Origin of the sequence: Vibrio sp. Of14-4 (assembly GCF_022347625.1) — a bacterium.
Classification (GTDB): Bacteria; Pseudomonadota; Gammaproteobacteria; order Enterobacterales; family Vibrionaceae; genus Vibrio; species Vibrio pristinus.
The window spans coordinates 1-14,737 of the sequence record NZ_JAKRGI010000029.1 but is presented as its reverse complement, the minus strand read 5'-3'; the positions used below and the strand labels follow the sequence as shown (position 1 = coordinate 14,737).

The following is a 14,737-nucleotide window of genomic DNA, read 5'->3' as shown; positions in this document are numbered from 1 at the left end:
CACTTACCTAGCTTGATACAACTTTATAAGATAATACCTCAGTAGGTAACAGCGAGAAGGCTGCGCTCAAACACACTTCTAAAATCGATCGCACAATTTAATTACATAGAGACTCATGCTTGTTCAACATTCGGAGTTTTGTATGGGCTAGCAATGCCTTAACTCTTACCTTGAAAAAACTTCAAAGACTTATACGCATATCTGCACAATCAAAAAGACCGTCCCCTAAAGTTGGAAAATGCGCATAGTTTTTCAGCGTTCCATGATTTGAGAAACCTGATTTTTCTAAAACCTTTACACTTGCCAAGTGTCCAACAAAAGGATTTGTTCTTACTTCCTTGATGCCCAAGTCTTTCAAGTATTCCAAGCCAATACGACACAATTGCGTCGAAATTCCGCGATGACTAAATTTGTCTGATATGCCAAAATGAATCTCAGCGTGCTGCTCGTTGAATACAAACACAACTACCCCAAACACAAAATCATTTTGGCTTTCCGCGACACCATAAACTAGCACTTTAGGAGTACTTTCCAAATAGGATTTTCTCCATTGCTTAATTTTTGCAAGCGTCGTTCCCACCGTGTCATGAGGTAATGTCGAAATGTACTTTGCGGAAGAAATTGAACCAGAATACAAACTAAACAACGAGTCTGCATCAGTTTCTCGAAGCTCTCTAACTCTAAAAGCTTCATTCTCAAAGTTCATCATGTCTCCATTCGCCTAACGCTTTCTACACAGCAACTGTCCATATTGTATGGTTCCACAATGCCTTCTTTATTATTAACTTTCAAATATAAATCAAGAAAATAGGAAGCAAAGGACGAGTTTAAACGCTCTATGGCGTAAAATTTTGACAACTACTAGTTTCAGATAACTTTTGGTAGAGAAAACGCACGTCCCTTAGTTTTGTAGAGTTTTGTCCTAAATAGCTTTAGAGCACTTCCGATATAGAAATGGCAGCGTATCGATATCAACGCTGCCATTTAATATGGTGCTTTATTCCTCTCACTCATACATCAGGAGAGGATCCATGCCCTACTCCACTGTCACAGATTTGGCTAAGTTACGTGGTTGATCGACATCTGTACCTTTAATCAAGGCAACGTAGTACGAAAGTAGCTGTAATGGCAAGGTATAAACGATAGGAGCAATAAACTCATCGCAATGAGGCACGTTGAGCACTTTCATTGTATCATCACTTTCAAATGACGCTTTATCATCCGCAAATACGTACATCAGACCGCCACGTGCACGCACTTCTTCTACATTGGATTTAAGCTTCTCCAACAGCTCGTTGTTAGGCGCAACAACGATAACTGGCATTTCAGCATCAATAAGTGCTAATGGTCCGTGCTTAAGCTCACCAGCGGCATAAGCCTCAGCATGAATATAGGAGATTTCTTTTAGCTTTAGAGCGCCTTCCATTGCAATTGCTGATTGCTCTCCGCGTCCCAAAAATAAAGAGTGATGTTTATCAGCAAAGTCTTCCGCCAGAGCCTCAATAGACTCAGCCATCGCCAGTGTTTGTTCAAGCTTAGCAGGCAGTGATTGCAGTGCAGAAACCAACTTAGCTTCCTTCTCCGCCCCCATACCATTGTGGTGGCCAATAGCCCCGGCAAGCATAAGCAAGCCTGCAAGCTGCACTGTGAAAGCTTTGGTAGAGGCGACACCAATTTCTGCCCCTGCCTTCATCATATACGCCATATCAGATTCACGTACTAATGAAGAACCTGGTACATTACAAATGGTCAAACTCGCCATATAACCCATTTCTTTGGCAAGGCGCAGCGCTGCAAGCGTGTCGGCAGTCTCACCAGATTGAGAAATAGTAACCAGCAAAGAATTTTCAAACACATGAGACTTTCTGTAACGAAACTCTGAGGCAATCTCGACGTTACAAGAGACACCAGCCCATTCCTCAAGCCAGTAACGGGCGACTAGACCTGCATGATAACTAGTACCGCAGGCAATAATTTGTACATGTTTAACTTGGCTTAAAAGCTGGTGTGCATTGTCACCAAACGCCGATGAAACCACTTGACCATTGGCAAGGCGTCCTTCTAAGGTGCGTTGAAGTGCCACTGGCTGCTCATGTATCTCTTTTAACATGTAATGGCGGTATTCACCTTTATCACCTGCATCATGAGACACTTCAGTTTCTTTTACTTCCCGTTTAACGCTGTCACCATTTGCATCAAATACACTGACTTCACGGCGGGTGATCTCGGCAACATCACCTTCTTCGAGGAACATGAAGCGGCGAGTCACATTCAAAAGTGCGAGTTGATCAGACGCTAGGAAGTTCTCTCCCACACCAAAGCCAATCACAATCGGGCTACCAGAGCGAGCAACCACAATACGAGAAGGATCTTTGCGATCCATTGCAACTGTACCGTAGGCACCTTCCAACTGTTTTGCCGTTTTTTGCACTGCTTCAACTAACGTATCTGCTGAGCGCAGTTCCCACTCAACCATATGAGCGATGACTTCAGTATCCGTTTGTGATTCAAACTGATAACCACGAGATTTGAGTAGCTCACGCAGCTCCTCATGATTTTCAATAATACCATTGTGAACTATGGTAATATCACCTGACATGTGGGGATGAGCATTTATTTCAGAAGGCTCGCCATGTGTTGCCCATCTGGTGTGAGCAATACCCGTTCCGCCCACAACCTTGGCTTCATTGACAGCATCAGCCAACTCTTGAACTTTTCCTAATCTTCTAATGCGCGTAAGGCTCGACTCTGTATCGACAATTGCTACACCCGCTGAGTCATAGCCACGGTATTCAAGACGACGAAGGCCCTCAACTAAAATTTCTGCTACATCTCGTTGTGCTACTGCACCGACGATTCCACACATAAGTAACTCCAATTAATTCATTCTGATAACCAGCAATCAAGCTGACTTAATAATTAAAGGCTCGACAAGCTCTAAGCTAAGCCGTCATTAGCCTATTGTTCTTAGGCACAAAGTACTTGAACGCCTTGAGACTCAATACTTAGTTTCAACTCAGGGGCTAAATCTTTGTTGGTAATGAGGATATCGATAGAATCCCAAGACAACTCTAAATTGGGAATTTTCCGACCAATCTTTTCAGACTCGACCATAACAATGACTTCACGCGAGACCTCAGCCATCACTTTACTAAGGCCAACTAACTCGTTAAATGTGGTGGTACCACGCTCGATATCCACACCGTCTGCACCAATAAATAACTGGTCAAAGTCATAAGATCGTAGTACTGACTCAGCAACTTGTCCTTGAAAAGACTCAGAATGTGAGTCCCAAGTCCCGCCAGTCATAAGTAAAGTAGGTTCGCTTTCTAGCTCATTAAGCGCATTAGCCACATGCAGCGAATTAGTCATGACAACAAGACCTCGCATTCCATCAAGCTGCTTAATTAATGATGCTGTCGTACTGCCACTATCGATAACAATTCGGTTGTGATCGCGAATTAACTTGACTGCGGCTTGTGCTAACTCATTCTTACGAATCGAAACATTCTTGCTTAGCTCATCGTTGACAACGTCTTTGGGTAAAGCAATGGCACCGCCATAGCGACGTAAAAGTTGGCCATTTTTTTCCAAAGAAGCCAAGTCCTTTCTGATCGTGACTTCAGAGGTTTCAAATTGCATGGATAACGCTTCTACACTGACCTCACCTTGCTCATTCACCAGGTGAGAAATTGCATGCCTTCTTAGTTGAGTGTTTCGCTTCGACATTTAAATTGCACATAAAAGTTTCAAATCGAAAGAAATTATAACCAACTCGAAAGAAATAAGTCTATTTATTTTTAGATAAAAAATAAAAAATAGCACCAAAAGCTTGTCCTAAGACAATTGTTAAGCAGTGATATTGCAATAAATCAGTGGTAGAATTTGCCACCGAAAAGAAAAAAAATTACAGAATTGAACATTAGTTTTATGTGACGATTCACATATGCTTTGAGGTAATGCGGAACTCAGCGTGTATTACCACAGAAGTTTGGTCATAAAATGACTAAACAAATTGAAAGACTTTCAGTTCTATAGTCGACGATAACATTGATGTGCTCTAAATATTTAGAAAGCTACTCAGGCCAAGTAGATCTTCGACGCTAACCAGATAAACGAAATTTCAAATTGTAACTATTACTGACCGGAGAATATCTTCCATGAAAAAGACCAAAATCGTATGTACGATTGGCCCCAAAACTGAATCAGTAGAAAAACTCACTGAGCTAGTCAGCGCGGGTATGAATGTCATGCGCCTAAACTTCTCTCACGGAGATTACCAAGAGCATGGCACTCGTATTGCCAACTTCCGTAAAGTAATGGAAAACTCTGGCAAACAACTGGCTATTCTACTTGATACTAAAGGACCAGAAATCCGCACGATAAAACTAGAAGAAGGTAAAGACGTTGACTTAACAGCTGGTCAAGAGTTTACCTTTACCACAGATACTTCAGTCGTAGGTAACAAAAACCAAGTCGCGGTAACTTACTCTGGTTTTGCAGCCGACCTTAACGTGGGTAATACTATCTTGGTCGATGATGGCTTAATAGAGATGGAAGTTATTGCCACAACCGCAACTGAAGTGAAGTGTAAAGTACTTAACAATGGTGCTCTTGGAGAAAACAAAGGCGTTAACTTACCGGGCGTTTCTGTCAATCTGCCAGCATTGTCTGAAAAAGATAAAAATGATCTTAAGTTTGGTTGTGAGCAGGGCGTGGACTTCGTTGCGGCATCATTCATTCGTAAAGCGTCTGATGTCAAAGAAATCCGTGCTGTATTAGCCGAGCATGGCGGTGAAGATATTCACATTATTTCTAAGATTGAAAACCAAGAAGGCGTCGATAACTTTGACGATATACTTGAACAATCTGACGGCATCATGGTTGCACGCGGAGATTTAGGTGTTGAGATCCCAGCAGAAGAAGTGATCTTTGCACAAAAGATGATGATCGAAAAATGTAATCGTGCTCGTAAGATGGTGATTACCGCAACTCAAATGTTGGATTCTATGATCCATAATCCACGTCCAACTCGCGCAGAAGCTGGAGACGTTGCCAACGCGGTAATGGATGGTACTGATGCTGTGATGCTATCTGGTGAGACAGCCAAAGGTAAATACCCTGTTGAAGCGGTAACTATTATGGCTCAAATCGCAAACCGCACTGATGCAGCTCTAAAAGCAGAGCTAGGCTCTCGTTTAGATAGCCCTCGTCTTCGTATCACAGAAGCAGTATGTAAAGGAGCTGTAGATACAGCAGAAAAACTTGCCGCACCGCTTATCGTTGTTGCAACTGAAGGTGGAAAATCTGCGCGCTCAGTTCGTAAATATTTCCCAACCGCCAATATTCTAGCCTTAACTAATAATCCAAGAACTGCTGCCCAGTTAGTGTTAACTAAAGGTGTTAGACCTGTATTAGTTGAGTCAATCAGTAGCACTGATGCTTTCTATGTACTAGGAAAAGAGCTAGCGCTTGAGTCTGGCCTAGGGAACAAGGGAGATATCGTCGTGATGGTTTCAGGGGCTCTAGTGGCATCCGGTACAACAAATACAGCTTCGGTACACGTTTTGTAATCACTGGTTACAAACTCACTATCGCTAAAAGGGGGCTATCGCCCTCTTTTTTATTTTTCGCTCTTGTCCCTATAATCAGTACGCTGTATTATCGCCCGCAGTTTTGCATGCTATGAAATTTATTATATTTTTCATAGTGTTGTATCTATGCATATAAGGATAGGAAAGTGTCTAGTCCAACCTTGACTGATAAAGTCTCGAGAATGATCTATCAAGACATCTTGAGCGGAGAATTTAAACCCTGTCAAAAACTCGTAGTCGCAGATCTAAAACACCGATACCATGTTGGTGCCTCACCTATCAGAGAAGCCTTAGTCCAACTTTCATGGAACAAGTATGTTAGCTTAGAACCTCAGAAAGGTTGTTGGGTTTCTCCTGTATGTCTAGATGAGCTGGTAGATCTTTACGAAAGTCTTCGCACCGTAGCACCTGTGCTAATCAAAAAATCAATACTTATGGGCGGAGAAGAATGGGAGCTCAACGTACTCACTTGTTATCACAAACTATCTCGCCTCAACCCTGATGATGAAAACTTTGATTGGCGGCAATGGGAAGAGCGACAACATGAGTTCCATATTGCTCTTCTTGAAGGCGCTAACTCCCCAAATATGCTTGGATTTTTTAACGACCTGATCAATCAGATCAAACGTTATCGTTATTTTGCTCACCATACTGGTTTGGGTACATGTCAGTTCAAAATTAACGAGTATGAGAAGATTCTAAAATTGGTGATGGATAAAGAGGCAGATCAGGCGGCAGAGCATTTTGATCGCCACCTTCACTGCTCAATGCAGAAAATTCAAGTCAGTATTGAAAAAGCTGCATAGTAGACTGCAAACGAAAGCACCTCACAGATTAAGATAAAGGTGCTTTAATCCAGCTTATAGATCACATCGACACGATCTCGGATGACAATCGTCGAGTCTTGATAGCTGTTCGATTCAGCTCTCGCATCCATTGCCATAGAGCGCATCAACACCGGCTGGTTGTTAGGTGCATTGTAATCAATACGCCAAACACCACTAATTTCTTTATCAAAGCCTAACGCAAGTGACTTAGCTTTGGCGTTGGCATCCTTGATAGCAGCTTGTCTTGCTTGCTCTTGATAATTAGCTTGTTCTTTTACCTTTAGCTGCACATTTTGAACCTGATTAATACCAGAATTCAATGCGATATCTAGGTATTGATTAAGATCAGACAGTTGATTAACTGTCACATTTACTGTTCGAGAAGCTCGATAGCCAACGAGCTCAGGTTGACCACTTTTGGGATAATGGTACTGGGGTGCAATATACAGATTTGAACTGCTGACATTATCATCACTCATTCCCTGCTCTTTGAGCTGAGCAAGAAAATCGGTAACAACTTTGTCCACGGTTTGCTTGGCTTGTTCAGCAGTCATTGTTGTTTCAACCACTTTGACTGTAAACTCGGCCATGTCAGGAGTTGCACTAACCTCCCCATAACCAGTGGTTTGTAAGTGTGGGAAGTCTGGCGTACCCGCATAGACACCAAAACCAGCCAAACATGACGTAACGATAAGTAGACGAGAGATCATCTTCATTATTATTTTTCCTTAATTAACTCGTTCAACCTATCATAGCGCGTAGAAACGGCTTGAGGAGCATTGCTCAATCTTCTGACACAATCTTAACCAATACTCCCTAGACTAATCAGCTTACTTATCAATCTAAATTAAACGTTAAAGCCATGCTAATACTTTATGATGTTCAATCTATTTAAATTAAAGTCCTCTGATTTTGTAGGTTTAGGATTCAACTTTATTGAGGTGGACATCCATTTGCGGAAAAGGTATTTCTATACCTTCTCTATCCAACCCTTCTTTAATCGCCTGCATCAAATCAAAATAAACATTCCAGTAATCACTGGTGGCAACCCAAGGACGAACAACTAGGTTCACAGAAGAATCAGCTAATGCATGGACACCGACTTTTACCTCTGGATCTTTAAGAATACGGGAGTCAGCTTGGCATATTTGTGTCAACAAGTGCTTTGTTTTTTGTAAGTCAGCTCGATAGGAAACTCCTATGACCAAATCAATTCGTCTAGTTTGATGACGAGAGTAGTTAGTAATAGGTCCACTGATCACGCTACTGTTGGGCACCACGACCATTTTATTATCAGGGGTAGTAAGAATTGTCTGAAAAATCTGAATCGATTCGACACTGCCGCCAACACCCGCTATTTGAACATAATCTCCAGATTTAAACGGCCGAAATGAAACAATCAACACGCCTGCGGCAAAATTTGATAGCGAACCTTGTAGTGCTAATCCAATCGCTAAACCAGCAGCACCGATAACCGCAACGACAGAGGCCGTCTGTACCCCTATTCGACTAAGAGCTGCTATTAGCACCATGATAAAGAGTAAATAACGAACAAGCGTGTGGATAAAATCAACCACCGCTTTGTCCATTCTTTTCTTCTTCAGTACCTTAGAAACACTATTGGCTACGACTTTAACAACAATATTGCCGAAAAATAGAATCAGAATGGCGGAAATTAGGTTCACACCATATTGTATTAAGAGCTCCGAATGCTCATTCACCCAAGTTCCAGCGACACCTAAACCATCAATAATTGGAGTTTCGATCTTCCCAGCACCTTCTGACATAGTCTATTACCTCCAGCAATAATGCTTTTGTTACAGTTATTTATGAGATACAAAAAGTATTAGTCCGTTAAACGTATCTAATGGTGACTCGTTTCGCCATTCTTTTTAGTGCGCTCCATCTCATTGCTCAATTAAAGCTAGAAGAAACAAAAAAGCCTGCTCATGATGAGCAGGCTTTGGAATGTAAACAGAGTATCGAAATGGGTCGTTATTATAAAACGTTGACAGCGTTTAGATCTGCGAACGCTTTTTCTAAACGCTTAACCATTGACTCTTGACCTTTACGTAGCCATACGCGTGGATCATAGTATTTTTTATTCGGCGCATCTTCACCAGTTGGGTTACCGATTTGACCTTGCAGGTAATCGTGGTTATCAGCTGAGTACTGACGAATACCATCCCAAGTTGCCCACTGAGTATCTGTATCAATGTTCATTTTGATAACGCCATAGCTAATAGACTCTTGAATTTCAGCTTCTGAAGAGCCAGAACCGCCATGGAATACAAAGTTAAGCGCATTTGGAGCAATACCAAATTTCTCCGCACAGTATGCTTGTGAATCACGAAGAATTGTCGGAGTCAATACGACATTACCTGGTTTGTAAACACCATGCACGTTACCGAAAGAGGCCGCAATTGTGAAACGATGACTAACTGCCGTCAACTTTTCATAAGCGTAAGCAACATCTTCTGGAGAAGTGTATAGCTCAGATGCGTCCATATCTGAGTTATCAACACCGTCTTCTTCACCACCAGTACAACCTAGTTCAATCTCAAGCGTCATGTTCATTTTTGACATACGCTCAAGGTACTTGGCACAGATTTCGATATTTTCTTCTAGAGATTCTTCTGATAAGTCAATCATATGAGAAGAGAAGAGTGGCTTACCTGTTTGAGCAAAAAACTCTTCGCCAGCATCAAGAAGGCCGTCAATCCATGGTAAAAGCTTCTTCGCAGCGTGGTCCGTATGAAGAATAACAGGTACACCATAAGCCTCAGCTACAGTATGAACATATTTAGCACCAGCTACAGCACCAAGAACTTGGCCACCTTGACCTTCAAGTTTTACGCCTTTACCTGCAAAGAAAGCAGCGCCGCCATTTGAAAACTGAACCACTACCGGAGCTTTTACTTTAGCAGCGGCTTCTAATACTGCATTTACTGAATCAGTACCAACCACGTTTACCGCTGGAAGGGCAAAATTATTCTCTTTTGCTACTTCAAAAACTTTCTGTACGTCATCACCAGAAATCACACCTGGTTTTACGAAATCGAAGATCTTAGACATGGCTGTCATCCTATTTATCTATCGTTTTAAAACAAAACTTATTCGTTTAAATTTTTGCAAACGTTTGCCACAATTGGGCCTATTTTAACAAAAAAATGCCTTATATGCAGCAAACAAGAAAGCGGGGAAATCCCGCTTTCAATGAATTATTTAGCGCGAGCTTCCAGCATTTCTACTGCCGGAAGCACCTTACCTTCAACAAATTCAAGGAAAGCACCACCACCAGTTGAGATGTAAGAAACATCAGCCTTGATACCAAACTTGTCGATAGCAGCTAGAGTGTCGCCACCACCAGCAACTGAAAAGCCTTCAGATTGGGCAATCGCCTCAGATATACCTTTAGTCCCTGCCTCAAAGTTCTTAAACTCAAACACGCCTACGGGACCATTCCAAAGAATAGTCTTAGCATTTTTAAGAATTTCTGCCAGTTCAGCAGTTGAATCAGGGCCTAAATCGAAAATCATATCGTCATCAGCCACATCCGCGACGTTTTTAATTTCAGCTTCAGCGTTCTCATCAAAAGCTTTCGCACAAGCGACATCCGTTGCGACAGGGATTGCACACTCATCCATCAACTTTTTCGCTGTATCAACTAGGTCTGCTTCGTACAAAGACTTACCAACATTATGTCCAGCCGCTGCAATAAAGGTATTGGCAATACCACCACCAACAACTAGCTGATCGGCCACCTTTGACAATGACTCAAGTACGGTTAGTTTGGTAGAAACCTTTGAACCACCGACAATCGCTACCATTGGGCGAGCTGGTTTATCCATTGCTTTTGCCAATGCATCAAGTTCGTTAGCCAGTAGAGGACCAGCACAAGCGATCGGTGCATGCATGCCGACGCCATGAGTAGACGCTTGTGCTCGGTGAGCCGTGCCAAAGGCATCCATCACAAAAACATCACAAAGCGCAGCATAGGCCTTAGACAATGCTTCTTCGTTCTTCTTTTCACCTTTGTTGAATCGCACATTTTCAAGAACGACTAATTCACCTGCATTGAGTTCTAGCCCATCAAGGTAATCTTTGGCTAACTTAACCTCGCAATCTAGAGCGTCATTTAAGTAGTTAACCACAGGTTGTAGAGAGAACTCTTGCGCATATTCACCTTCTGTAGGACGACCTAAGTGAGATGTCACCATCACTTTTGCACCAGCTTCAAGACAGTGCTTGATTGTAGGTAAGGAAGCTAGAATACGTGCGTCAGAAGTCACTTTGCCTTCTTTTACTGGTACATTAAGATCTGCACGGATAAATACACGTTTACCTGCAAGATCCAGGTCAATCATCTTGATCACAGACATGATGTGTCCTCTCAAATATTAAAGATAAATTTTCCGGTTCAGCATCTGAGCTCAACCTAACAATTTTTCAAACTTACTTAGATATGGAGATTATCAATATTTATTTCAAGGTATAAAATAAATATATCTCCACTCCGTATAGGGTCTATTGTGTCTTATGCATTTCGAGTGCTGTATCTAACATTCGATTGGCAAAGCCCCATTCGTTGTCACACCAAACCAACATCTTCACTAGATGGTTATTACTAACTCGAGTTTGTGTACCATCAACAATGGCACTGTGTGGGTCATGATTAAAGTCAATCGAAACAAGCGGAGCTTCAGTATAGTCAACTATTCCTCGTAATGTACACTGAGATGCGTTAACTATGGTTTGATTTATGTCATTAACTTTCACATTTGTATGAACTGTGACACTTAAATCCATCGCCGTAACATTGACCGTCGGAACTCTGACCGAAATAGCTTCGAATTTGTTGGAAAATTTCGGGAATATTCTTTCAATCCCTTTATGCAATTTAGTATCTACCGGTATGATCGATTGACTTGCTGCTCGGGTGCGACGCAAATCAGTGTGATATGCATCAATGACTTGTTGATCGTTCATCGAAGAATGAATAGTTGTTATCGTGCCAGACTCAATTTCAAACGCATCATCCAAGGCTTTGATAATCGGAACGATACAATTGGTGGTACAAGAACCATTAGAGACCACTCTATGTTCTGCTTTGAGAGTGTGGTGGTTGACCCCGTAGATAATCGTATTATCAAGATCATGAGCGCCAGGGTGTGAGAAGAGAACTTTCTTTGCTCCAGCCTTAATATGCTCTTGGCCATCAGCTTGTGTGCCAAAAACACCTGTACAATCTAGCACTAAATCAACGTCGAGATCTCGCCAAGGCAATAAGTCTATCTCGGCAAGGTGTAGAATACGAATCGAATCAAACTCGCCCGTACCTTCGTATGGAGCATCATGGTGGATATATATGTGCTCTTGATCATTAGTGATTTTTCGACCAAATCGACCATGACTTGTATCATATTGCAGTAGATGTGCCATCGCATCGGGTTGAGCCAGTTCATTAACTGCAACAACCTTAATTTGCTGATTTTTCCCGCTCTCGTATACCGCACGCAGCACATTACGACCGATACGTCCAAATCCATTGATCGCAACTTTTAACATGGCTCCATCCCTTACATCATTTTCGTATCACGAATACTACCTGATAGATATATAAAGCGCATTAGATTATACCTACAATCATCGCTTTTAATTCATTTTACTGTTTATAGCCGAAGGCTAATTTTCTCGAACTACCACCTATCATATTGATAAAAAAACAAACACTAGGATTCAGGTAAAATTCTGGCGCTTAAGATCGAAACTGTGTCCACTGACATAGATGACTTAGGTACAGAGCTTGATTTGGTAGGTAGCTAAAGTGACAAAAGCCGGAAAGAATTCCGGCTTACAAACCAATACTCCATTGGAGCACTCTCTCTAAATAAAAAAGCAAACTCTATCGTAGGATATTCATATGCTCCAGCATGTATTCTAGAACTTCGTTGCTAGAGTCAAGGAGGTTTTCTATCACATCAAGATGATCGCACTTACTGGCAAGGAAAATACTGCACTCCTGCTGATTATTGAGGACTGCCGCATGATATTCCTTAGTTTGTCGAAAAAACTCAGGGGTATCAAACTCTGGTATAATCAGGTGTAAATGACTTAGAGTCTGACTCGGCGGAAAATCACTCAATAATGGGCTAACCTCCTCTGATGATTCTTTGGTCATTTTAATACTGTCGTTAACGAAGCTGTTTACAAGAGGCCGAATATCAAACAGCCCTGCAATTGAAAATACATCCTTCAGCTTTTGTCTTGCTTCTTGTGTGACCCCAAGCTTGCTCCAGTCTGTTTTATGAAGCATAGAAACTAGCTGACCACCAGCTGAATGCCCCACTAAATAGACAGCAGGAACTCTATTTTTAGCTGCAAAGGAAAGGACCTCTGCGACTGCGAACTGCATTTGTTTAAGGATCGATTCCATAGGAGCATCGTTTGCCCAATCCGTAGCCATTCGATAACCTGGCATGTAAACGCTAAAACCCTGTTGATTGAATGGTTCAGCAATAAACCCGAATTGCTCTTTAGAAAACCATTGCCACCAACCGCCATGTATGTAAACAACGATTGGAGCATCTTCAGAAATACCTTCAGTTCTATATACGTCCATGGTTCCCAAAAACTCTCCTTCTCCGTAGTTTATCTGGCTAAGCCCAGATCCTACTCTCGCTCTATAACGGTCGCTGTTTTGGGTAGTAAACTCAATATGTTTGGGCAACAATTCCTCAGTAGGTAACCTTTTAGTCCACAACGTGGGATTGTATTGTTCATCTGCCAGCTCACGAGTGAAATATTGTGCCACGGATGTTAAGTGTGTCTTAGTCATTGATTATTCCTCAGAGATTGATTAAGCACATTATTAATGATTTCATTAAGCAACAAAAGAGAGCTAATTTGATACTAACTGTGTAATATTTTTAAACTATGAATAAATTTATGCGTCACATGATCATCTTCACTAAAATAGTTGAGACAGGATCCATTACCGCGGCTGCTCGTGACTTGGGAGTCGGTAAATCGGTAATTAGCCAACATCTAAAGGCGTTGGAAGAAGAATTAGAGGTCTTGTTGCTAAGACGCTCAACACGTCAGCTGCTGCTTACTCCAATAGGAGTAGAGTTTTTTGAGCGGTGTAAAAGAATAAGCGCTCTTGTTGATGAAGCATGGGATGTCGCACGAGTGAGTCAAATTGAGCCAAAGGGAAGCGTTAAGATCAGTTCACCTCATGCGCTAATAGAGCCAGTTGTATCGCCCGCTATTGGACATTTGGTAAGTATTTATCCAGATTTAGTTCCAACTATTTTGGCTAATGATGGCAGTGTTGATTTGTTTGAAACAGGTGCAGATATTGCGATCCATCTCGGAGGATTGCCATCAAGTGATTATAAACAACGCCGAATTGGTAGCTTAAAAAAAATTCTTTGTGCAAGCCCTACATATATTCAAAATCACGACTTAAACATAACTCAACTCATAAAGAACCCTTCACTACTACACAAATGTGACTATGTCGCAAATATCTGGGAGGGTAAATCCATTCATTACACGTTGGAGCATTCGTCTTCAAGCCATAGTATTGATGTGTCAATGAAGGCTAGTCGCTTTAATGACTCTGTACATTCAGTCATTGCAATGGTTAAAGCTGGCGCAGGCATGGCGCTGATTCCGGAATTTATGTTCGAAAATTTTCAACGCAAAGGTGAGTTAGAAAACGTGTACCCTGGGTATACGCTTTCAGCAGTTCCTGTGTATGCAGTGCACAATTATGGTAGCACGCCTCCTCTGAACACGACAATTTGCACAGACTTTATTGAGAGGCAACTAAGAAAAATCACATAGACACTATGTGTATAGCTATACCATACATAGGCACAAACTCTGCAGAGGAAGGCTTATTTAATATGTAAATACACCCCATAATAGCTCAGCATTCGGTACAATGATATTCTAGATGAGATGGTTAATGCCCAATCAGCCAATCTCAATACCTTTCTCGCAAGCCTATTTGATTCGCAGCTAGCAGATACTTTTTTAGAAGCTCCGAATAACGATCATATCTCTGTGAAAGTGGAAAACAGCGGCTTGCTCCTCATACCATAAAGCCCCGCATCGCGAGGCTTTGTTTAGCGCAAGATGAATTAATCGAGTAATTCTTTCGCTGTGTTCAGCACATTTTCAGTGGTAAAGCCGAACATCTTAAATAGCTCGCCTGCTGGTGCTGATTCACCAAAGGTTGTCATACCTATGATGCGGCCGTCAAAGCCAACATACTTGTACCAGAAGTCAGCAATACCCGCTTCAATA

12 protein-coding genes are annotated in these 14,737 nt (G+C 41.8%); 3 read left to right on the top strand and 9 right to left on the bottom strand.

Annotated features, from left to right (window positions below; all coding sequences use genetic code 11):
* Positions 1-181: 181 nt before the first annotated feature.
* The 3 genes from MHN79_RS19395 to MHN79_RS19385 all read right to left on the bottom strand — a co-directional run bounded on the left by MHN79_RS19395 (position 182) and on the right by MHN79_RS19385 (position 3,729).
* Complete coding sequence (locus MHN79_RS19395) at positions 182-709, bottom strand: GNAT family protein (protein WP_239174458.1); 528 nt, start codon at positions 707-709, stop codon at positions 182-184.
* A 327-nt stretch (positions 710-1,036) separates the two neighbouring features.
* Positions 1,037-2,866, bottom strand: a complete 1,830-nt coding sequence (gene glmS, locus MHN79_RS19390; RefSeq protein WP_239174456.1) for a glutamine--fructose-6-phosphate transaminase (isomerizing) — start codon at positions 2,864-2,866, stop codon at positions 1,037-1,039.
* A gap of 101 nt (positions 2,867-2,967) precedes the next feature.
* Positions 2,968-3,729 (bottom strand): DeoR family transcriptional regulator, encoded by a 762-nt coding sequence (locus MHN79_RS19385; protein WP_239174453.1) that lies wholly within the window; start codon positions 3,727-3,729, stop codon positions 2,968-2,970.
* Positions 3,730-4,160: 431 nt separating this feature from the next.
* On the opposite strand from MHN79_RS19385, the gene pykF reads away from it, so the two are divergent.
* On the top strand, positions 4,161-5,573 hold the full coding sequence (gene pykF, locus MHN79_RS19380; protein ID WP_239174450.1) for a pyruvate kinase PykF: 1,413 nt from the start codon (positions 4,161-4,163) through the stop codon (positions 5,571-5,573).
* Positions 5,574-5,740: 167 nt separating this feature from the next.
* Positions 5,741-6,400, top strand: a complete 660-nt coding sequence (locus MHN79_RS19375; RefSeq protein WP_239174447.1) for a GntR family transcriptional regulator — start codon at positions 5,741-5,743, stop codon at positions 6,398-6,400.
* 44 nt (positions 6,401-6,444) lie between these two features.
* Here the strand turns inward: MHN79_RS19375 and MHN79_RS19370 are convergent, their stop codons facing one another.
* From MHN79_RS19370 to MHN79_RS19345, 6 genes are all read right to left on the bottom strand, one after another.
* Positions 6,445-7,137: an oxidative stress defense protein gene (locus tag MHN79_RS19370; RefSeq protein WP_239174445.1), complete on the bottom strand. Its 693-nt coding sequence runs from the start codon at positions 7,135-7,137 to the stop codon at positions 6,445-6,447.
* 204 nt (positions 7,138-7,341) lie between these two features.
* The gene (gene mscS / locus MHN79_RS19365) at positions 7,342-8,208 is read right to left on the bottom strand and encodes a small-conductance mechanosensitive channel MscS (RefSeq protein WP_239174443.1); all 867 of its coding nucleotides are present in this window, start codon (positions 8,206-8,208) and stop codon (positions 7,342-7,344) included.
* A gap of 211 nt (positions 8,209-8,419) precedes the next feature.
* Positions 8,420-9,496 (bottom strand): class II fructose-bisphosphate aldolase, encoded by a 1,077-nt coding sequence (fbaA, locus tag MHN79_RS19360; protein ID WP_152429506.1) that lies wholly within the window; start codon positions 9,494-9,496, stop codon positions 8,420-8,422.
* Between the two features lie 146 nt (positions 9,497-9,642).
* The gene (locus MHN79_RS19355; protein WP_239174441.1) at positions 9,643-10,803 is read right to left on the bottom strand and encodes a phosphoglycerate kinase; all 1,161 of its coding nucleotides are present in this window, start codon (positions 10,801-10,803) and stop codon (positions 9,643-9,645) included.
* A gap of 145 nt (positions 10,804-10,948) precedes the next feature.
* A complete protein-coding gene (gene epd / locus MHN79_RS19350; RefSeq protein ID WP_239174439.1) occupies positions 10,949-11,989 on the bottom strand; it encodes an erythrose-4-phosphate dehydrogenase in 1,041 nt (346 codons plus the stop codon).
* Between the two features lie 337 nt (positions 11,990-12,326).
* Positions 12,327-13,259, bottom strand: a complete 933-nt coding sequence (locus MHN79_RS19345) for an alpha/beta hydrolase (protein WP_239174437.1) — start codon at positions 13,257-13,259, stop codon at positions 12,327-12,329.
* A gap of 110 nt (positions 13,260-13,369) precedes the next feature.
* On the opposite strand from MHN79_RS19345, the gene MHN79_RS19340 reads away from it, so the two are divergent.
* Positions 13,370-14,272 carry a LysR family transcriptional regulator gene (locus tag MHN79_RS19340; RefSeq protein WP_239174435.1) on the top strand — a complete coding sequence of 301 codons (903 nt, stop codon included), beginning with the start codon at positions 13,370-13,372 and terminating at the stop codon, positions 14,270-14,272.
* Positions 14,273-14,737: the final 465 nt, after the last annotated feature.